The sequence below is a fragment of the Ruegeria sp. AM4 genome (assembly GCF_056540665.1).
This window is the reverse complement of the sequence record NZ_JBQFXD010000010.1, coordinates 17822-38533: the sequence shown is the minus strand read 5'-3', so window position 1 is coordinate 38533 and position 20712 is coordinate 17822. Positions and strand designations below refer to the sequence as shown.

The 20712-nt window shown below is 54.0% G+C and carries 14 protein-coding genes and 1 pseudogene; 5 read left to right on the top strand and 10 right to left on the bottom strand.

The window, feature by feature from the left end; translation table 11 throughout:
- Positions 1-117 precede the first annotated feature (117 nt).
- On the top strand, positions 118-873 hold the full coding sequence (locus ACR0JA_RS17070) for an N-acyl homoserine lactonase family protein (protein ID WP_480577527.1): 756 nt from the start codon (positions 118-120) through the stop codon (positions 871-873).
- Positions 874-925: 52 nt separating this feature from the next.
- Here the strand turns inward: ACR0JA_RS17070 and ACR0JA_RS17065 are convergent, their stop codons facing one another.
- On the bottom strand, positions 926-1654 hold the full coding sequence (locus tag ACR0JA_RS17065) for an SDR family NAD(P)-dependent oxidoreductase (protein WP_480577524.1): 729 nt from the start codon (positions 1652-1654) through the stop codon (positions 926-928).
- Positions 1655-1877: 223 nt separating this feature from the next.
- Positions 1878-2582 carry a helix-turn-helix transcriptional regulator gene (locus ACR0JA_RS17060; RefSeq protein WP_480577522.1) on the bottom strand — a complete coding sequence of 235 codons (705 nt, stop codon included), beginning with the start codon at positions 2580-2582 and terminating at the stop codon, positions 1878-1880.
- 108 nt (positions 2583-2690) lie between these two features.
- On the opposite strand from ACR0JA_RS17060, the gene ACR0JA_RS17055 reads away from it, so the two are divergent.
- Positions 2691-3128, top strand: coding sequence for a VOC family protein (locus ACR0JA_RS17055; protein ID WP_480577519.1), 438 nt, complete (start codon positions 2691-2693; stop codon positions 3126-3128).
- Positions 3129-3817: 689 nt separating this feature from the next.
- Here ACR0JA_RS17055 and ACR0JA_RS17050 read toward each other — a convergent pair.
- From ACR0JA_RS17050 to ACR0JA_RS17020, 7 genes are all read right to left on the bottom strand, one after another.
- Positions 3818-7402 (bottom strand): hydantoinase B/oxoprolinase family protein, encoded by a 3585-nt coding sequence (locus tag ACR0JA_RS17050; RefSeq protein ID WP_480577515.1) that lies wholly within the window; start codon positions 7400-7402, stop codon positions 3818-3820.
- Positions 7403-7472: 70 nt separating this feature from the next.
- Positions 7473-8756 carry a TRAP transporter large permease gene (locus ACR0JA_RS17045; protein ID WP_480577512.1) on the bottom strand — a complete coding sequence of 428 codons (1284 nt, stop codon included), beginning with the start codon at positions 8754-8756 and terminating at the stop codon, positions 7473-7475.
- A gap of 4 nt (positions 8757-8760) precedes the next feature.
- The gene (locus tag ACR0JA_RS17040) at positions 8761-9324 is read right to left on the bottom strand and encodes a TRAP transporter small permease subunit (RefSeq protein ID WP_480577509.1); all 564 of its coding nucleotides are present in this window, start codon (positions 9322-9324) and stop codon (positions 8761-8763) included.
- Positions 9325-9388: 64 nt separating this feature from the next.
- Positions 9389-10426, bottom strand: coding sequence for a TRAP transporter substrate-binding protein (locus ACR0JA_RS17035; protein ID WP_480577506.1), 1038 nt, complete (start codon positions 10424-10426; stop codon positions 9389-9391).
- A gap of 20 nt (positions 10427-10446) precedes the next feature.
- Positions 10447-11262, bottom strand: coding sequence for a putative hydro-lyase (locus tag ACR0JA_RS17030; protein ID WP_480577503.1), 816 nt, complete (start codon positions 11260-11262; stop codon positions 10447-10449).
- An 87-nt stretch (positions 11263-11349) separates the two neighbouring features.
- Positions 11350-12231: a LysR family transcriptional regulator gene (locus ACR0JA_RS17025; RefSeq protein WP_480577500.1), complete on the bottom strand. Its 882-nt coding sequence runs from the start codon at positions 12229-12231 to the stop codon at positions 11350-11352.
- A 740-nt stretch (positions 12232-12971) separates the two neighbouring features.
- A complete protein-coding gene (locus ACR0JA_RS17020) occupies positions 12972-15347 on the bottom strand; it encodes a patatin-like phospholipase family protein (RefSeq protein WP_480577497.1) in 2376 nt (791 codons plus the stop codon).
- A gap of 321 nt (positions 15348-15668) precedes the next feature.
- On the opposite strand from ACR0JA_RS17020, the gene ACR0JA_RS17015 reads away from it, so the two are divergent.
- The 3 genes and pseudogenes from ACR0JA_RS17015 to ACR0JA_RS17005 all read left to right on the top strand — a co-directional run bounded on the left by ACR0JA_RS17015 (position 15669) and on the right by ACR0JA_RS17005 (position 18985).
- A complete protein-coding gene (locus ACR0JA_RS17015; RefSeq protein WP_480577494.1) occupies positions 15669-17171 on the top strand; it encodes a DUF2235 domain-containing protein in 1503 nt (500 codons plus the stop codon).
- 442 nt (positions 17172-17613) lie between these two features.
- Positions 17614-17814, top strand: a pseudogene (locus ACR0JA_RS17010) (transposase); the annotation flags it as partial.
- Positions 17815-18142: 328 nt separating this feature from the next.
- Positions 18143-18985, top strand: a complete 843-nt coding sequence (locus ACR0JA_RS17005) for a DMT family transporter (RefSeq protein ID WP_480577838.1) — start codon at positions 18143-18145, stop codon at positions 18983-18985.
- Positions 18986-19711: 726 nt separating this feature from the next.
- Here ACR0JA_RS17005 and ACR0JA_RS17000 read toward each other — a convergent pair.
- Positions 19712-20704: a C45 family autoproteolytic acyltransferase/hydolase gene (locus tag ACR0JA_RS17000; RefSeq protein ID WP_480577491.1), complete on the bottom strand. Its 993-nt coding sequence runs from the start codon at positions 20702-20704 to the stop codon at positions 19712-19714.
- Between the last annotated feature and the right edge of the window lie 8 nt (positions 20705-20712).

The window sequence follows — 20712 nt, the reverse complement described above, 5'->3', positions numbered from 1 at the left end:
ACCCAATGAACGCTTCAGGGGCCGTTTCTGTAGTATCTAGCAAATACTGAAAAAGCGTATGTATCTTGACTTTCATCCCCGACCGTAAACCCTTGTGACCAGATAGGGAGAGAGTGCGTGCAAGCAGAGGGGTTTGTCAAAGGACGACCAATTGATCTGGCCGTGTTGGACTATGGCCTGTTCAAGGTCCATTCCGATGGGAGGATCATCGGAATTTGCGGGTTTGTGATCCGCACAGATTCCGGCGAGGTGATCCTGATCGATACCGGCTTTCCCGCAAAATACGCGACCGACACTGACGCCGCAGTGAAAGAAGACCGGTTGTTTGAGTTTGGTGAGGTTTTGATCTGTGGACCTGACAACCTGCCTCAAGCACAACTCGCCAAACTGGGGATCAAGCCTGCAGGCGTCTCATTGCAGATTTGTACACATACTCATATTGACCATGTTGGTGGCTTGGGTGATTTTCCGGACTCACCGATCCTAATATCGGCCATCGAACGGGCCTTGCCGCGACCGCTCTATTGGGGCGATGTACAACCTTTGGAATGGCCCGATCGGGACTATCTTGAGGTTCAAGACGATGTTGAAATCGGTCCTGGTCTTACAGTGCTGGCAGCCCCCGGACACGCGCCAGGTCAGATTGCCATGATGGTTGATCTTCCATCGGGTGCATTCTTGCTGACGAGCGATGCAATCTCCCGGCCCGCTGAGATTGACGAGAAGTTTGCGGGGTCCTGGGATGAGCAGGCCGCGATTGCAAGTGCAGACCGGCTCATGCGTCTGGCATCCCAGCGGGATGCCTTCGTGATTTATGGGCATTGTCCAGAGCAATGGCCTGAACTGAAAAAAGCACCAGAAATCTATCGCTGATCACGAAAGCGACTCCGCCTCAAATTCGCTGAGCACTCCTCGCAGCAGAGACCTATCGCACGTCGCGCCCTTGATTGAGGATAATCACATTTCCGCTGGAAACGTCACCTACCGGGGAAATAAGGAAGCTGACCCAGGATGCGATTTGTTCGGGCTGCATCGCTTGGCCATGTGGCATAGCATCAATGGCTTTTTGCAAGACGTCGTCAGTGAGGACGCCAAAAAGCGGTGTCTCGGTCATGGCGGGGGCCAGCGAGTTCACGCAAACTTTGTCTCGCGCATAACGCCGGGCGAGGTCCTTGGTCAAAGTATCCATCGCCGCCTTGGATGCCCGGTAGTGCGGAGGATCGAAGACATCAAAATTGTACGCACCGTTTGATGATATGTTGACGATCTTTTTTACGCCTTCACGTTCGAGCATCATTGGCACCGCGTGCTGGCAGCAGTGAAATGCAGAGGAAAAATTTATCGCCATCTGTTTATCGAATTCTTCGGCAGGGATGTTTGGAAAATCTGACATGAAACAGGTACCTGCGTTATTGACCAAAGCATCCAGCCCACCGCGCGCCGTCCTGATATCCGCAAATGTCTGAGAAATGGCTTCCGGCCGTGTGAGATCAACACATATCGCCGTGAAGCTAGAATCGAGTTCCATGGCCATTTCGTCCAGACCATCTGCGTTGAGGTCTAACCCAACTACATGCATCCCATCCGCGCATAACTGGCGGCAAATGGCGCGTCCCATTCCCCCCGCAGCGCCAGTGACAGCAGCTATTTTCATGGCAATCCCTCTTGCTTCGGCCTCGGAAGAGTATCTTTATTGTGCAAAGTCGAACTTAAACCCTACAGGTCAAATTGAATTCTGTTCAATATTTGTAGTGAGCATCTAGTCCACCCTGTTATCCATTTGCCCGTATGATGTTGAGCGGCGCAAACCTGCCGTCGCTTAAGCAGCGCTCCACCGCGCTGCAGCTTCCCCAAAGCGGTCCTTCGGCGACCCCCGTCTATGCCCCCTCTTCATAGCGCTTACGTTCTGCATCCGTTGCATCGCGCCACTCTGCGCGAAGCAGGTCCATACGCCGCGGAATACTGTCTTCGAGGACCTCCGCCCCAATGATCCGTTCCGTCCGAAAGTAACGAAAGTCTTCTCGCATCTCGCACCATGCGGCGATGATGCGGTCGGTGTCCCGATAGCCCAGAAATATGGGCCAGATCACACGGCGGGTTTTTTGGCCTGAGCTGTTCGAATATTTCAGGGCTATCTTCTTGCGACGCCGAATGGCCAGACGAATGACCGCGGCACCGAGTACTTCATCCGGCTGAACGACGGGCGCGACGCTGACGGCCGGTTGAAGAAACGACGTCCGGTACTTTTCAGGTGCGACAGCTTCCAGCTTGGTGATCAGCTTCTCAGCCGCCAGCGCAAGCTCGGGTTCGCCTCGGGTCTGGACCCACAGCACGCCAAGCATAACGGCCTCGATCTCGTCCGGGGTCAGCATCAGCGGTGGCATATGAAAGCCGGGCTCTAACACATAGCCGACCCCGGCCTCGCCATTGATTGGCACGCCCTGCCCCATCAGCGCAGCAATATCGCGATACACCGTGCGCTTGGTCACGCCCAATTCTTCACCAATGGTCTGCGCTGAGATCGGGCTTTTGGCACGCCTCAGGATCTCGATGACTTCAAATAGCCTGTCGCCGCGCCTCATGGGTTCTCCTTTCGATGAAACAGATCATACTGACACTATGCTGACAACACGCTGTCAGCATAGGCGCGGTAGAAGTCGGAAAGACATCCAAAAAACGGAGACCAGAATTTGAGACGTTTCATTGCTCTAACCCTCGCTGCGGTTCTGCCAACAGCGCTCGTTGCGGAGTCGGCGGAGCAGCCGGGAACCGCGCCGATCATGGCCATGGGCGCCTATGTGCCGACCGACAACATGGAGGAGTCTGAGGCCTTCTACCGCGCCCTGTTCGACAGTGAACCGACAATCGGGCTACCTGAATTCGTGGCGTTTAACGTCGCTGGCGGCTGGTTCGCAATCGTGTCACGGGGCAAGTACGCACCGGGGTCCGAGGCAGGTTCGGGCGCGGTTCCCTACCTGCAATCCGCCGATCTGGAAGTCTTGCACACCCGCGCCACTATCGCCGGTGTGACCGCGCTTGAATTGATCGAAGAGCCGGGCATCCACTTGCTCAAGATCACCGATCCCAACGGTCAGCTGATCGAGTTTTTCAGACTGACCGATCAGTGACGCTCTCAACACTCAGCGCTTTCGCAACGGACATCGCACCATGCAAATGAACTACTTCGTCGTCGGTACCAACGACATGGGCGCCGCAACGCACTTTTATGACCAGCTATTTGGCCAAACAGGCGTGGAGCGCGTCTCGCCCACCGGCAGAATGACATATTGGCTCGGACCTGATTTTGCTTTCGCAGTTGCCATCCCGTTCGACGAAGACCCCGCCACCAATGGAAACGGAACCATGGTCGGCTTCAGCTTGGGTCGGCTGAAGAGGTCGAAGGGCTGCACGCATTGGCCATCGAGCTTGGTGGTAAAAGCGAAGGCGAATCCAACCGACGTGGACCGCGCTTCTCGGCCTATGTCAGGGATCTGGACAGCAACAAGATGTGCCTCTCCGCCTGAGGCAGGTCGTAAACGCTGTATCCGATTGAAAGGAGACGGTTTTGGAACTTTTTTGGGGGCGCGAAAGGGCGGACAGGTAAGCTTGGACTCGAAGCCGCGCTCGCAAAAGTTGCAAACGTCACAGCGGTCGTTCACGACAATATGATAGCTGATCCGCAGAAGGCCAGCACCACGGGGCAAAGCTGGCCTCAGCTGTTTTTTTCGTCGCGAAAGAAAGCGTTTTCGCCATATCTCAGGCAAGCCAAAGGCATCCTAGTAATACGAAAACCTTTCCTTCGTCGTATGTCTCCAATTTAGACCGTTTTGTTTGGTTGGCCGAACCCACCACCGCCTGGTGTCTCCATTACGAAAACGTCTTCTGGAAACAGCACTGACTGGTCGTTACCGCTAAGCTCTTGGACTAACCCGCCGCTTCGGACGACAGCATTCTGCCCAGTTGCACCTGCATATCCGCCAGAGGCACCGTGTGGTTGCGTCTCCCTGTGAGATGACAGAACCGTAACAGTCGTCTCTTCCAAGAAGCGCAATCGCCTGCGAATACCATCGCCGCCTTGAAATTGACCGTTTCCACCAGAACCGGAGCGAATTGAGAACTCTTCCAGACGCACGGGAAACCGACTTTCCAAAACCTCCGGGTCCGTCATGCGGGTGTTTGTCATATGGCTGTGTACCGCGCTCGTGCCGTTAAAGCCTTTGCCAGCTCCGGTTCCACCGCAGATAGTTTCATAGTTTTGGTAGGAGGCATTTCCGTAGACAAAATTGTTCATCGTGCCCTGGCTACCAGCGACAACCCCAAGTGCGCCATAGAGGGTGTCCGCAATGGCTTGCGAGACTTCTGTATTGCCGGAAATGACGGCCGCGGGTGCGTTGGGATTGATCATCGTGCCCGCTGGAACAATCAGATTCAAAGGTTTCATACAGCCTTCGTTCATCGGAATGTCGCTGCCGACCAACGTTCGGAACACGTACAAGACAACGGCACGGCAAATTGCCAACGGTGCATTGTAGTTGAGGGGCGATTGACCGGATGTGCCCGAAAAATCGATAGTGGCGGTTCGGGATGCCCTGTCTACCGAAATTGCAACCTCGATTTTTGCCCCTCCATCCAATGGGTAGGAAAAGCCGCAATCTCGCAGGACGTCGAGAACCTGTCGCACGCTTTCCTCAGCGTTATCCTGCACGTGCCCCATATAGGCGTGGACTGTCGGGAGACCAAACTGCGCCGATATTTTGCGCAGTTCGGCTGCGCCGGTCTCGTTCGCTGCAATCTGTGCCGCAAGATCCGCCATGTTCTGATCGACATTGCGACACGGGTAACGCCCTGAACCCAACAGGTCGCGCGCCGCGCCGTCTCGCAATTTACCCTGATCGACCAACAAGAAATTGTCGATCAACACGCCTTCTTCTTCAATGTGGCAACTATCGGGCGGAGCCGACCCAGGGGTTTTACCTCCGATATCAGCGTGATGGCCGCGCGAGGCGACGGTGAAGACAATTTTCTCACCTGCTTCATCAAAAACCGGGGTGATGACAGTAACGTCGGGAAGGTGGGTGCCGCCATTATAGGGGTTATTCATCATGAACACGTCGCCAGGACGGATCTTGCCCTTGTTTTGGCGCAGGATCGTACGAACACTTTCCGACATCGAGCCCAAGTGCACAGGCACATGCGGTGCGTTGGCGACCAGATCACCGTTTTGGTCAAATATCGCACAGGAAAAGTCGTATCGTTCTTTGATATTCACAGAATACGCCGTATTCGCGAGCGTTGCCCCCATCTGTTCGGCGATAGACATGAACAGGTTGTTAAATACTTCCAGCATGACCGGATCGACATTTGTGCCGACCGCCTCAATCCGTTTCAGCGGTGTTTCACGCGTCAGGACCAGGTTGCCACCGCTCAGACAGGTGGCAGTCCAGCCGTCTTCAACGACATTTGTTCCGGTGGGTTCGGTCAAGATCGCCGGGCCTTTGATCGATTGGCCAACACCAAGCTGCGTCCGATCGATAAGGGGAACCTGTTGGTGTCGCCCACTGCTATAAAGCGTCACCGGGGTCTGAGTGGCCCCGGCCGCGATTTTGTCGGGCAAGGTGACCTGCTCACCCGTCTTTCCGATTGCCTCTGCCACCAGCATCTCGATGATCAGATCGCTGGTATCCGGCGCGAATCCAAAGCGCTGCTTGTGCGCCACGACAAATGCGTCGCGCATCGTACCCGGGTCGGAAAACGGCACCGACAGACTTTGCTGAGCGTCCGCGGGGCGGATATGGGCAGTTGCTGAGATCGAAATATCGACCTCTGCCACACCCTGCGCTGCAACCTCAGCCGTAGCGGACTGCGCCAGAGCATCACAGATATTCTGTGCCTCTGTATCCAGAATAGAGGACTGGAACTGGTGTTCCTGGATCGCCGTGATGTCCGCCAAACCCATTCCAAAGGCCGACAACACGCCCGCATAAGGGTGAATGAAAATCCGTTCCATCCCCAACGCGTCGGCGACCAAACAGGCGTGCTGTCCCCCGGCACCCCCAAAGCAGTTCATGGTGTATTTGGTAACGTCGTAACCGCGTTGCACACTGATTTTCTTGATCGCATTTGCCATGTTCTCAACAGCGATGCGCAAGAACCCTTGGGCAAGTTCTTCAATCGACTTATCCGTACCCATTTTAGCCGCCAGAGCTTCAAATTTTCTGCGCACGATTTCCTTATCCAACGGTTCGTTGCCTTCGTGGCCGAAGACCGACGGAAAATGCTTGGGCTGCAGTTTGCCAAGCAAAACATTGCAGTCGGTGACGGTTAGCGGGCCACCGCGTCTATAGGCAGCAGGTCCGGGGTTGGCGCCAGCACTCTCCGGCCCGACCTGCATCCTGCCATCGCGAAAGGAGAGGATGGAACCGCCACCTGCGGCGACCGTATGGATCGACATCATCGGCGCACGCATCCGGACGCCTGCAACTTCGGTTTCAAAGGACCGTTCATATTCACCGGCATAGTGGCACACATCCGTAGACGTACCGCCCATGTCGAAACCAATCAGTTTGTCAAAGCCATGGTCGGCAGCGGTGCGCACCATCCCGACGACACCGCCCGCCGGCCCGGACAAGATGGCATCACGACCCTGGAACAGATCCGCGTTGGTCAATCCTCCGTTGGATTGCATGAACATCAGTTGATCGCAGCCGCCCTCATCCGCACCTAAGGCAGTCGCTACCTGCTCTACATATCGGCGAAGAATGGGAGACAGGTAAGCGTCTACAACTGCGGTGTCTCCGCGGCCCACCAGTTTGATCAGCGGGCTCACCTCGTGGCTAAGCGAGATTTGTGGAAACCCAACAGCACGCGCCAGCTCACCAATCAGTTTTTCATGATTGGGATGCTGAAAGCTGTGCATCAACGCGACAGCGACGGATCGGTACCCGTCCGAATAGGCCTTTTCCAACGCGGTTTTCGTTTTGTCGATATCCAGCTGTGTTACGACCTCGCCATCCGCCGCGACACGTTCCTCGACTTCGACTACGTCTTCGTACAAAAGCTCGGGAAGTTGGATGTTCAGATCGAACAGGCGCGGTCGGTTCTGATATCCGATCCGCAGAAGATCACGCAGCCCCTTGGTTATGAATAAAATGGTCCGGTCGCCTTTGCGTTCCAGCAGCGCGTTGGTCGCAACTGTGGTTCCCATCTTTACCGCACGAATTGACCCTTTTGGGATGTCCTGATCGCTTTCCAGACCCAGCAATTCACGAACACCTTGTACGGCAGCGTCAGCATAGCGTTCGGGATTTTCGGACAGCAATTTATGTGTCAGCAAATTCCCATCCGGCTTGCGTGCAACGATGTCGGTGAACGTGCCACCACGATCAACCCAAAACTGCCACATGGACATAACTCCTCTGTTTGCCGGCCAAACCGGCATTGAATTTCATGAAGGGGAAAGGTGCCTTGACGGTTTAGTACACCAGTGAAGGCAACCAGGTTGCGAGCTTCGGAAAAACCAAAAGAAGCCCGAGCATGACGAACATGGTAACAACAAATGGCAATGCGCCGCGGATCACATCCATCATAGGTCCTGCTTTCCTGATCCCTTGCACCACATAAAGGTTGATCCCAATGGGCGGCGTGATCAGAGCGGTTTCCAGAAGTACCATCAACAAGATGCCGAACCACACTGGATCAAAGCCGAGCGCCACGACGATCGGAGTGACCAGCGGTGCCATAGTTAACAGCATCGAAAGCGTCTCCATGAAGCAGCCGATGAGGATCAGCACCGCGACGATCATCAACATGGTTTGCATTGGGCTCCAGCCCAGCCCTGTGACAAAATCGGTCAAAGCCTGGGTCAGTCCAATGATTGAAAGGACAAAGTTCAGGAACACCGCAGCGATGATGATCAGCATGATCATGGCGGTCGTGCGCATCGTGCCTTCGATCGCGTGACGCATGGTTTCCATCGACATCTTGCCGTTGATTGCCGCAAGCGCCATCGAGGCAACAACGCCCAATGCTGCGGCTTCGGTCGGCGTCGCCAGACCTGCGTAAATCGAGCCGACGACCACCATGAAGATGCCAAGAGGGGGGATCAGTGCGGGAAGTGCAGCAAGCCGCTCTGCCCAGCTGTGGCGTAATTGGTCGCCACCCCATTCCGGCTTGATCATGCATGCCACAACGACGGTTGCCATGAACAACAGTGCCAGCAGAAATCCGGGTAGAAAGCCCGCCAGATACAGTTCCGGCACCGACGTATTGGTCAACAAACCATACAGGATCAGGTTGATCGAAGGCGGGATGAGAATGCCGAGCGTTCCTCCGGCAGCCACCGTGCCAAGAAACAGCCGTTCGTTGTAACCCCGTTTTTTGATCTGCGGCACAGCCACCGTTCCGATGGTTGCGGCTGTGGCTACGGATGACCCAGACGTGGCCGCGAACAGAGCCGAGGATCCGATGTTGGAATGCATCAACCCACCCGGCAACCATCCAAGCCATTTGACGATACCGTCGTACATCCGTTCGGTGATGCCAGCACGCAAAAGGATCTCTCCCATCATTACGAACATCGGGATTGCCACCAGCAGAAAGTCCGTGCTGGTCTGCCATGCCATATCCGATATTGCGCGGTGCAACGGCATCGGGCTGTCGGTCCATTGCAGGATCAGGCCCAGCCAACCCAACGAGGCGGCAATAGGAACGGCCAAACCGATGAGAGCAAGAAGGATCAGGAGTGTCTTGATCAGCATTGGTCTATACCGTCTCGTCTTCTATTTGTTCGTCCAGGGATTTCACGCCGATCAAGTCCTGTACTGCGGCCAGATCGCCTCGGAAGTACTGTCTGATCGCGGCCAGAGCGATCAGAACGCCTGAGCCGACAAAGAACATCCAACCCAAGAGCCACGGTATCTGGGGAATGGCCAGCGGAACGCGCATCGGTGTGATTGACCGGGAACCGTTAGCCAGCGTATCGGCCACCATTCCGCACACCATCACAACGATGACCAACGCAAATCCCGTCAGAAGCAAGAGGCCAAACAGGTTGATAAACGGGTGCAGCGCTTTGGGAATTGCTCCAAGCAGGGCGTCAACTCGGATATGAGCGCGTTCAAACAGCGCAAAAGACAGCGCCAACGCGGTTGCCACACCGAAGGCATAGCCCGAGATTTCGTCCGCCCCGCCCAGAGAGATGTTGAAAACTTTACGCAGAAAAACTTCGAGAGTGATAAGGAAGGCCGATAACACAATCAGTGTACCACCCAGCCACGTCATCCAAAGGCTCAGCCTTTGCGCGCCGCCTAAGAGCTTGTCTAACATTTTGATTACCTGATGTTTTGTGGTGGGGCGGCGGGAGTTCGACCGCCCCACTGAATAGGCCGGATTACTTGGCTTCGGCTTTCAGGCCAAGGATCGGGCCAACGGTTTCATTCCAGTTTGCAGCACAATCGGCGCCGCAGCGTTCCGCCCAACGGGCCAGCACGACATCGGTCGCGATCTTGTCCCGTGCGGTCAAATCGTCTGCCGTGGGCTCGACGAGCATCATGGATCCGGCTTCTCCGATCTCACATGTGCCGCCGGTGATGCAGGAAATTGCAATATCATCTTCGGTTGCCGTCTCAGCCCACATGGAGTCCGTCAGAACCGCGAGTTCGGTTTCCAAGAGTGCCTGTTGTTCGGGCGACAGGCTGTTCCATTTGTCCAGGTTCATGGCTCCGAATGCCAGGCCCCAACCGACACGTAAGGTATAAGCATGGGTGGCGACCTGGTTCCACTTGGCCGTATAGGCTGACATCGTCCCCGTGATCGCGCAGTCGACGACACCTTTCTCCAGTGCCGGGATAACCTCGGAAAAGGCGACGGTCACGGATGTGCCCCCGACCCCTTCGACGAAGTCACCCAAGGTCGTTGAATAGACACGGATTTTCTTGCCTTCCAGATCGGCAATTCCGTTCACTTCAGCGTTGCACCACAAGGTTTGGCTTGGGAACGGGTACAGCATCAGAAGCTTGGCATTGTAGATTTCTTCAAACGCCGCGGACAGTGTGTCAAAATAAGCGTCGGCCACCTTTCTCTGAGTGTCGATATCCTGTGTCAGGGTAGACAAATCGGCACCCTCGAAGATCGCATTTTCGGCGGCGACATAGCCAGGCAACCCAAATGCAAAATCAAAGACGCCGTTCTTGACCATGCGCATGATTTCGAAGCCCTTTAGCCCCAAACCGGATTGCGATTGGATCTTTCCGACTATTTCTCCACCTGATGCCTCGTTGAGCCGCTGGTTGAAGAAAGGCTCTTCGTGTTTCTGGTAATTCGTCAGGCTGGACCAAGTTCCAACGGCGTTCAGAACCACGGGATTGTCGGCAATGGCAGCGGTCGCTGAAACAGCGAGCGCGCCGAGTGTTGTTGCGAGTTTCTTCATCTTGTTTCTCTCCTGTTGCATTATTTTGATTGGTAGATGGGTGTTTCGGCATCATCAGCGATGTCGGTGATCAGCATGTGACCCGGCTTGTGCGTGATCGCGATTGAAGGTTTGGCATTCTTGATCGCAGCCTGCGGTGTGACACCACAAGCCCAGAACATTGGTGTGGTTCCGTCTGGGATCGGAGCCGGATCGCCCCAATCCGGACTGCTAACATCGGCGATACCAATGATCGCCGGATCGCCCCAATGCACCGGACTGCCGTGTGCCAAAGGAAACTTGCGAGAAATTTCGACAACCTCGTCCACCCTGGCATCAGGGATCGCACGCATACTGACAACCATTGGCCCCTCGAATGGACCAGATTTTATCGTTTGAATATTGGTCGCGAACATCGGCACAGTACGGTCGTTTTCGATGTGCCAGAGCGGTACCTTGGCCTGTTGCAATGCATGTTCGAAGGTAAACGAGCACCCCAAAGCAAAAGCTACAAAATTATCGCGCCACAGGTTCCTGAGATCATGAACCGTGTCAGTGTGGATGCCATCGCGATAGATGTAGTAGGCCGGAGCGTCGGTTCGGATATCGATATCACTGCCCAAGGTATCCATTTTCGGATTGCCTGTGTCGGACACGCCAACAATTGGGCAGGGTTTTGGATTTCGCTGGCAGTAGCGCATGAAATCCAACGCGTAAGGCGCGGGCAAAATCGCCAGATTGGCCTGCAGGGTATTTCCGCCCAAACCGGCGGTGTGGCCGCGATAGGCCTGCGACCGGATCTGCGCGCGCACAGACGCTGTTGTCGCAGATTTTAGTGGCTCAAACAGATCGCTCATCACAACGCCTCCCTCATTTGGAATACGTTCGTGCGACCGAGGCATAAAATCAAATTGTATTATTTTTGCCTTCTACATAAAATTCATTTATGGTTGTTGAAGTGCAATTTCCCTGGCGATGCCCGCTGCGGCCTCAAGCAGATGATTGCGCGGATCACCCAAGTAAGAGGCAGAAAATTGAAGAGGTTCGGGAACCCAGCCCGGGTCGAATTCGGCCAGCTTTCCCTCTTGCACCAGCTTCATCGCCAGCGAGATCGGCAGCGCGCCAACGCATAGTCCGGCCTCGACCATCCGAAAACAAGAAGACAAAGAAGAGGACGGGAACAAGGAAATTTCAGAACCGAATCGTTCGAAAAGTGCGGCCCTCAGTTCCCGGTACGGCCGGGTATTCTTGGCGTAAGTCGCGATTGGGATACTAGCCAGATCGACGTTTTGTCCCACAGTTCCACCCACCGCCCGGAACCAGGCCAGTGGCACATCCGGTAAAACTACATTGTCCACTGTGTAGTCTGAAACAGGCCCTAGCAGAATACCCAGATCGATTTCTCGCCCCAGTAACTGATCCCGGAGATTCAATGAAATGTCGACGCTGATTTCGATCTTGAGAGACGGGTACCTTTCTCGCAATGCGCCGACAAATTCGGGCAGCCAACTTTGGGCGATAGTCTCGGACACGCCAAGGCGGATCAACCTGTCAACGGCACTCGTATCCACAACGTGCTCTTCGACCAGATCTGAAAGGTGCTGAAATTGCTCGGCATAGTAGACCAGCATATCGCCACGCTTGGTGAGGCGCATGCCACCGCTTTCACGTTCGAACAACGACGTTCCCAAGCCATCTTCCAAGGATTTGATGCGAGTTGTCACCGCAGGCTGGGTCAGGTTAAGCACTTCTGCTGCCTTGCTGACACTACCGAAGCGCACAACCGCAAGAAATGTTTGTAGATGTTCGAGTTTGAGCCGGGACACGTTGATCGCTTTCTGCTTAGAACGGTCCCAATCTTACTATCGTACTGACGACGTTCAAATTGTCTTTGGCTATTGATGTTGAAGAAGATGAATTGTTGTTGGACGCCAGACTTCCGTTGAAGGTAACATGGCAATGGGATCAGATTGATACGGCCCAGAGCCGTCCTTGATCATGGCCACCCGATGCTGCAGTCGCTGCCGGATTCCGGACTTTCGCCGTGCGCGCAAAATCTCAGGTTGGTCCAGCTTACACTAGGTGGATGAAACCGCCTGATTGGATCACCTATTTGGTTTCGCTTTCTTAGATTGGCAGGCCAGCTCTTAGCCATCCATCCCGCCATTGCCCCGAGCATTCGGGAACGCTGAATATTAGGAGTCTCGTTTGTTCTTCAATGTCAAGATCCGGACGAAGTTCCTTCAGTTCAGATGCCGCAAGAACAAATGCTTGGCCTAATTTAACGATGCTGTGCGGTGCATGAATTTCCAAAATTCAAAAAAAGCAGACAACAACCTGTCAAACCCAGCCAGAGTTTTGCCAAGGCCGGAGGTTGTGCGATTCTAGGCATATTTGATACTGGACGAACGACGCAAATGTGCAAAACCGAAGAATTGAACATCGAAGCAAGCTGCCAAGGAAGCGCACTCCGTTTAGCTGATACGACAATTGCAAAGACACGCCGACCTATTCTCTGCCTGATTAGTACCCGAGAGTGCCTTACGCATTTGCGTCATCTAGAAAGCTAGAGGTATTCGCTACAAAATGCATTGCCTTCAAGTTGCAACAGTTTCTTTTCGATATTCTCCAAAGAAGCTTTTGCTAAAAACCAGCTAAGCGTAAAGTTGCCCGCAATATCATCCGTCAGGTCTACTCGCGCCTCACATACTTCGACTTGGACGTCGTCACGCCCCGCAAAATTCTCGAAGCGCGATTTCAATAAACTCTGCCGGGATCGCCATGAGGCCATGAAGGCGGAAACTGGTGAGCCGAGCGTGCCGTGAAGAGCGGGTCGTTTGTCATCCTCTTCGTCCTCGAGCGTCAGCAACACGACGTGGATTTCCAGCGAGCCAATCTCATTCGCAATCAGGTTGTCGATGACATCCCAGATCGACTCGATTCCCGAGTTGTCAAAATACCCGCCATCAGCAATTTGTTGAACACTATTGTTATGGTACGGTAACCGTAGAGGCGGCGTGATAATCGGAAACCGTGCCGACGCAACCATAGCCTGAACCATCGTAAGATCAGACTTAGCATCTTCATCGCCACTGAGCGTCGTGTATCCTCGCCGATCATCATGCAACTTGCTGAACGGAGACATCACTATCAGATCGCCTTGGTCAACATCGACTGCGTTGAATATCGGCATCGGGGATGCGGAGAACATTCGACCTGCGTCGGTCACAGTCATCGACAGCAGATCGCGACCGGGTAAGTCACGACATTCCCGTGTAGTCTTACACAGTTTAAGATCGCGGCTGCGGTCGTCGAACCAGTTTTGGTACGCGGTTACAAGATGCGCCTCAAAAACAGCGCCCCGGTCAATAGGACCCAGCCCCAAAACAGTTGCAAGGGCCGATACCGGAACAACGGTATCTACCAAATCGCGCGTATAGAAGGTTGCGAACATGGGCGATAAATAGTCTTCGCCAAGGATCTGTCGGACCGCTTTTTTGTGGCAGTCGCCGAAATCCTTCGCACCTTCCTTCGCTTGTCTTTGACAGAGGCCCGAATTGTAGATGGCCCAGAAAATACCTGTTCCGACAGATCCGCCGGATACACTGCTGACAGCAAAGATGTCGTCCGCTGCGCCGTCGCCGCTGTCAGCAACATGAGCCAAATAGTACGCTGCGTGATAGGCCGCGTAGAGACCACCGCCCTGTGCACCGACCATAGTTATCCTTCGATGAGTGTCACCTGATCTATCGTCACCTGTCTTGAAATTATGTTCGACGAGTGTAGCGGGATCGGGCCAGCGGTCTTGGCTGGATTCCTTGCCCACAACCGGATTGCAACCGGAGTATGTTCGGCAGTCGGGCACGAATTTATAACTGATCGAAACCAGGACTGACGCAACAGCAATAGCGACGATCCATCGTTCCATTGGCGCTTCGGTACCGAAATCCAAAAACCGTCGAAAAAACGCGGTCACTGCATCTGAAAAGGCTTTAGCAATCTCGATGATTTTCAACCAGATTTGTTTTAGGGCGTGCCGTATGCGCTGCATTATCGTAGGTGATTCAAGATCGCTCATGTCAAATCGGAAATCCCGCAGGATTGGAATGGCCAGCCCCAGAAGTGTCCCCAAAGCAAACAAGAGTGCGGCAAAAGCCGGGTAAAGTGCCTGCCATTGTCCCGACACGACTACAATCAGCCAAATCAAGATAAAGATGGCAGGAAAGGGAATTCTCTGATTTCGCACAGAAAACACGGTAAGACCGGCGAAGACATAAGAAATGATCGACAGCATACCCGCCGAGGTCGCGACTGGACCCAGAATGATGCTTGCCCTTGGGAAAAAGACATTAATCAGCACGAAAACCGATGCGATTGCAATGATGGATCGCCGCCAGTTGCGCTGTATCGTTGTGTCCCGCTGCTGACCCTGAGAGCGGAGATTCATGCGCGCATCGACTATTAGGTAGACCGCCATGAAAAAGGTAAATACCAACACCGCGAAAACAAACTCCGCGATTAAATCATATTGGCCCTCTATTTGCTTTCGTTCGCCCAGAACACGGATCAGAGCAATAACGTAGCCGCCCCAAGCGAGTGCGCCAGCCAACCTAGCCAAGCGCAGGTGTTGCCCTTCTTCTCCGTAACCTCCGACACGCGTCGCCCAACGCGAAGCAGACACAACGGATGCAGGCAATGTTGCAATGACGGCAACACGCATGACCGACGTCAGAAATTCTTTTGCGACGGGCCAAGCGAATACCGACTTCGCATGTGCCTTGCGAATCTGAGCGTAGTTTTCAGAACTCGCGTAAATCACCTCACGGGACTGCTCGAGATTAACCGCAATTGCAAAAATCACCGCAACAAGAACCGGTCCGTAAATGAACTCGAGTGGTTCAGTAAAATTGCGCCTAAATGCGTCTTTGGACGTTTGGCTCATCAAAAAATACCTGTTTAGAACTGTCTCAGGATACCTTCTTTCGGAGGCCCGTCTAACTTTATTTTTGTTGATTGGAGTTCACCTGGTTTCCGTATTAGGCGCCATACTGCAAATTGAGTTTCCTGCCGTTGGGTTGCAAACTTACTTCGGATCAAGCTCCTGAGCCTGGCTATTTTTTTATTCGCTGGACTAAAGTTGCGTATAGATCGGTGAAAGGTGGTCTGTAAAAAAATATCGCGCGATACTGAATGCATAGGATACGAGAACAATTCTCGGAGAGATTTATCAAAAACAAACAATTTGTACTGAAAGGGCTCTGAAATGGCCAATTTGATCATTTGTTGCGACGGAACCTGGAACACCCCTGATCAGGAAGACAATGGGCAGCCCGCTCCGACCAACGTTTTTAAGTTGCACGGTGCGCTGGCGGAGCAAGATCAAAAAGGTGTGCCGCAAACAGCCTATTATCGCAATGGCGTCGGTACTTCGGGGAACGTTCTAAAGCGGCTGATCGGAGGTGGGTTGGGAGTCGGGCTGAGCAATGACATAAAGAGCGCTTATAAGTGGTTGTGCGACCACTATGATCCCGAGACCTCAAAGGTCTTTTTGTTCGGTTTTTCACGCGGCGCATTCTCGGTGCGAAGCTTAGCGGGTTTGATCGGTCGCTACGGTATTTTGATTCATGACGACGCAGTGGACCAGTCGAGCCTCTGGGAAAACATACAGACAGTCTATGACACCTACCGGGAGCCCAAAAAAGAACATCAGGCCGAGGTCGACAAACTTAAGCGACACAAAGACGTGGACATTGATTTTCTGGGTGTTTGGGACACAGTCGGGGCCCTTGGTATTCCGGACGAACTGACGATCAACGTTTTTGACCGTCCTAAGAGGTTTCGGTTTCACGACACTGTTCTGGGCAAGAATGTGAAATGCGCCCGGCATGCCGTCGCCATGGACGAAAAACGCCAGACGTTTTCACCCACTCTGTGGACCGAGTATGACGCGGCTCGGGTGAAGCAAGTTTGGTTTCCCGGCGTTCATGGGGATGTCGGAGGTTCTTATGCGCAACATGGCTTGGGTGATGCGGCGCTGGAGTGGATGATCACCGAAGCTCAGGCAGAGGGGTTGGCTTTCAAAAACACCGCATTGGCGCAGATAAAACCGGACCATCAGGGTTTGTTGCATAACTCAGTCAAAGGTATCTTTGCAAAATTGCGCACGCTTCCGAGAAGTGTTCCCAATGTCGCAAGCACCGATATTCACAATGTTGGCAACCAACGTGTCGATGATCCCCCTTTGGAGCAGCCGCACTATTGGCCGAAAAATACATTTCAGTCGACCGGGAGTTTTAGTGCAGACATATTCGCACGAGAGCAATGGAATTCAGTTGGTTTGTACCTTGAAGCCGGGCGCAACTACAAGTTTGAGGCATGGGGTGAGTGGCTGGACGACAATATCAAGTGCTCTCCTAAGGGACCGTTAGACCGGTGGAGCGCTGGTCAGGTGCTGCAGAAGGCGACGCTGATTCCAGAGTTTTTTCAGAGGCGGAGGCGCAAGAAGCCCGGACAGAAAGGAGCATCCGTCAGTGGTGCGCGCAGGGAAGAAGATCTCGCCTATTTTTGCCTTGTCGGTGTTGTGGCAAACGGTGTTGGCGTTGACCCCAAAACGCATACGCTGCTCCCCCACGAGACATTTGAGATCGGCGCCGGAACCAACTTCACCCCCCAAAAAAGCGGATACCTATACTGTTTCGCCAACGATGTTTGGTCATTCTATGGCAACAACAAAGGAAGTGTTCGCTTGAAGGTAACTGCGGTTTAGCGGGTGACGACAACAAACTCTGGCCGCATCAGGCGATGCGCGTTTGTCGTTTTCTTTTCAGGTGCCATAGTGGAAAGTCTAACGGTCTTATCGGGGACTTCGGAGTATAAGAAAATTGTCGACCTCGCTCATGATCAGCGGCACGAGCGTATACGTCAGAGCTTGCCCGACGTTCTTGGTCTTGCGGCTTTGTCATTAGGATGCCATTTGTCGAACAGCTTTCGTACCCTCCTGCAGGGTATCAGGATATCCTTTTCTGCAAAAAGTGCGCGTAGGGCTACATCCGAATCCGCAATCGGGCGATGTTCGCTTTTCATATTCGTGGACAAGGTACCTTGCAGCGAAGGCACAAGAGCGGGGACATAGCCTCGATACCTAGGTTCAAGACCTATTGATTTCAGCTTGGCCGCGTGGTTCCTGGTTCGAAGAACGAGCGGTGAACATGTCTGATCTTTTCTGGTTAGCGGACGCGCAACTGGCGCGTCATGAGGCCTTTTTCCCAATGTTGCACGGTCAACCTCGCGTCGATGATCAGCGCGTGTCGAGCGGTATTATCATCATCAATCGCAATGGCTTACGGTGGCGCGACGCCCCAGCGGAATACGGGCCGTACAAGACGCTGTACAGTTGCTGGAAGCAGTGGAGGTGAGTGGCAAATGCCACTGGTTCGAGTGCCGCCACGAACAGGGCATCTTTGCCGAGATGATGATGGGATTGGCGGAGGGTCGCGACTTGCCGCGCTCGCGATAGACCGAAGCGTGATCAAAGGCGGCTTTGGGCTCAAACCACCTGCCTGAATCCACCGCAGAGAATGGAGGCAGTGAGCCCACCTCGACCAATGCTGCGATTTGCATGCATGACGGCTTTACCAACAGCAAGCGGGGCAGTTAACTGGCATCACTTAGAAATTTCATCAAATAACCGAGGCTGCACAATTGGCTGAAAGCTTGACGGACAAAAAACAACAACCGGTGGACCACGTCTTGCTTGGTCTCTGTTTGATGGCCGCCGCGATGTTCGTCATTCCATTAAGGGATGGCATGGCAAAGTACATGACGGATGTTCTGCCCGTCTTTACCATCGCTTGGGGCACCTATGTTGCCGCTGCCATTTTTGCCGTCCCAATCGCGATGAGGCTTCACGGACGTGAAGCGCTGTTGCCAGCGGGGTTAAAGTCTCAGACAACGCGAACCTTGTTGCTGGTTGGGTCTATGACCGTTTTCTTCTTTTCCATTCGGTCGGTTCCACTCGCGAACGCAATTTCCGCATATTTTGTTGCGCCATTCGTTGCCGCAGCTTTGGCACCTTTTGTTTTGTCTGAACGCATAACATTTCCAATAATTTGCGCGGTCATTGGCGGTTTCATCGGTGTCATCATTGTTTTGCGCCCTGATGAAAACTTCGACGCCAATATCCTCTGGGCTGTTTTCGCAGGCATCCTGTTTGCATTCTATATGCTCGCCACCCGGCTCGCCGCGCGTCAGGCACCACCTATGGCCGCTCTGGCCTATCAGGCGTTCCTTGGGGCAATCGTTCTAACCCCATTCGCTCTGTGGTCAGGGTTGGGCGGGGTTCCTTCTTACCTTGGTTTGTTTGCGGCAGTAGGAGTATTGCAAAGCCTATCACACGGTCTTTCGATAGCAGCCTTTCGGTTTGCGCCTGCGGGGATACTTGCGCCACTGGTCTACCTGGAGATTGTGGCCGCAGTCATTGTTGGATTTTTTGTGTTCGGTGACTGGCCTAAAGCACATACTTGGCTCGGGATCGCTATCATCCTCTGTGCGGGGGCTTTGGTCGCTGTGAAACGATCATAACAATTTTTTGCGCACAGCATCCATTGGTAAAGCCACAGCGAATGCTAACAAAGTCCGCGATCTGAAATTTGCCCGACGAAATTTCGTTGCGCCAATCATGGATGACCGCTCTTCTCGCTGCACTGCAATCCTAAAGGCAATGTGCACGCAGCAAAATTTGCGTTCCGGGCTCGAAACAGCCGTCCGAGTTCTATGGACAAAAGACTGGTTTGCGGTTGCGAGCGGCCGTTGGGACCGCTCGCGGGGTAGATCGAGGTGACGATCTTTGAAGCACTATACGATGCGCCTCAAGGTTCAATTCCGAGAGTCTACCGTCGTCGGACCCTCTCGCGATTGCGCTCTCGACGTTCGATGTTGATATGGTGATCTCGACCCGGTGCCGCCGCCGATTGGAATGCGCGCGGAGACTATGGGCGCGGTTTTGTGGCTCGCGTCAATGCCTCGCTCGTGGAGTAGGTCTTCCACGCTTCGTTACGAAAGTGGCAACCGAACGCACATCATCACTGCCATGCGGATCATCTCCGGGCTCGTTCTGGAAGCGAAATGGGGAGCATTTTGTCATGGACCGACGCCACGAAACCGCCCCACCCGCACCAAGTGAGTTTAATCTGACATTGCCGTTTTGACGTACTTGAAAGAGGCAGGTCAAGTCACGGGTAAAAATTACCCAACACCCCTGCTACCGCTAAACCCAAGTTCTTCTGACAAAACCATTAGGCTGCCGTGCTAGAACGGGACCTCAACTTCTGCCTTCGGCAACATCAAACCGACCTTTGCTTCGCTGAAGTTACTGAACGACAGGTCCCAGCTTGTCCCTGGCCATACCAGTTGCAGTTGCTTCGTTGCTGGCCGGTAAACAGCGGTATAAAGCGTACCGAACCCCGAGTTGAACGCGGTGGAATAAAGCGGTGGGCGCAGGAACGCATCGATGAAGCGCTTTTCGCTTTCCGGGTGCTGGTTGAGGCGGTTGAGCAGGAACCGTTCGCGCTCAACGGTGGCCGTAAAGCGTGCATGGGTTGACCATTCGACATGACCTTGATGGTTGGTCGCCACTGGCTGGTCCGAGATCTGTGGGTGTCGATCCGGCGCGAGATACACCGTGCTGTGGTCATACTTCGCATCCAGAATGGTGACGTTATAGCTCATGTGACAAGGGATGCGGCACAGAGTGTCAACTGCCTCGGCGGTTGTTTCGCAAGTTTGCAGGACATAGCGCAGGATCAGCGGAACGCCGAAGCCGTCCCCCACCTCACGCCGTCCTCCAAAAGTGAGCGAGACCGTCAGGCCGGCATCGTTGATCCCATCAAGCAGTCCCAGAACACCGTCGCTCATCCCGATCACACCGCGCCCGTTCCAGTGTGTTTTCAGTAGCGCCGCATCGAACGTTTTCGGATGATAGTCATAGTTGCGCACCAATATGGGCGTCTTGCCGCGCCAGATCGCCTGGCTGCACCCCGACAGGTATTTCGGCGGGCAATAGAAGCTGAGAAACCGCGCTTGGCTGTCGCTACCGCCGACCAGTTCGACGACCTCTTCATAGAGCGGCAGGATCTCGGGCATGTGCTTTTGCAGGGCGCGCAGGCACTCGCGATAGGTGGGGCGGGCCGAATACCCCTCTTGCGCCCACCATTTGCGGTAGGCAGGCCAGTATTCAGCAAACAGCCCGGCCAGCTTGGGACCGGGCTGCGCTTCATCGATTGAGCGAAAAACAAGCGCCATGTGGCTTT

Bases quoted from the DNA above. Each gene is read 5' to 3' on its own strand.
- ACR0JA_RS17030 (WP_480577503.1), bottom strand. From the start codon at position 11,262: ATGAGCGATCTGTTTGAGCCACTAAAATCTGCGACAACAGCGTCTGTG.
- ACR0JA_RS17035 (WP_480577506.1), bottom strand. From the start codon at position 10,426: ATGAAGAAACTCGCAACAACACTCGGCGCGCTCGCTGTTTCAGCGACC.
- ACR0JA_RS17065 (WP_480577524.1), bottom strand. From the start codon at position 1,654: ATGAAAATAGCTGCTGTCACTGGCGCTGCGGGGGGAATGGGACGCGCC.
- ACR0JA_RS17015 (WP_480577494.1), top strand. From the start codon at position 15,669: ATGGCCAATTTGATCATTTGTTGCGACGGAACCTGGAACACCCCTGAT.
- ACR0JA_RS17050 (WP_480577515.1), bottom strand. From the start codon at position 7,402: ATGTGGCAGTTTTGGGTTGATCGTGGTGGCACGTTCACCGACATCGTT.
- ACR0JA_RS17045 (WP_480577512.1), bottom strand. From the start codon at position 8,756: ATGCTGATCAAGACACTCCTGATCCTTCTTGCTCTCATCGGTTTGGCC.
- ACR0JA_RS17020 (WP_480577497.1), bottom strand. From the start codon at position 15,347: ATGAGCCAAACGTCCAAAGACGCATTTAGGCGCAATTTTACTGAACCA.
- ACR0JA_RS17060 (WP_480577522.1), bottom strand. From the start codon at position 2,582: ATGAGGCGCGGCGACAGGCTATTTGAAGTCATCGAGATCCTGAGGCGT.
- ACR0JA_RS17040 (WP_480577509.1), bottom strand. From the start codon at position 9,324: ATGTTAGACAAGCTCTTAGGCGGCGCGCAAAGGCTGAGCCTTTGGATG.
- ACR0JA_RS17000 (WP_480577491.1), bottom strand. From the start codon at position 20,704: ATGGCGCTTGTTTTTCGCTCAATCGATGAAGCGCAGCCCGGTCCCAAG.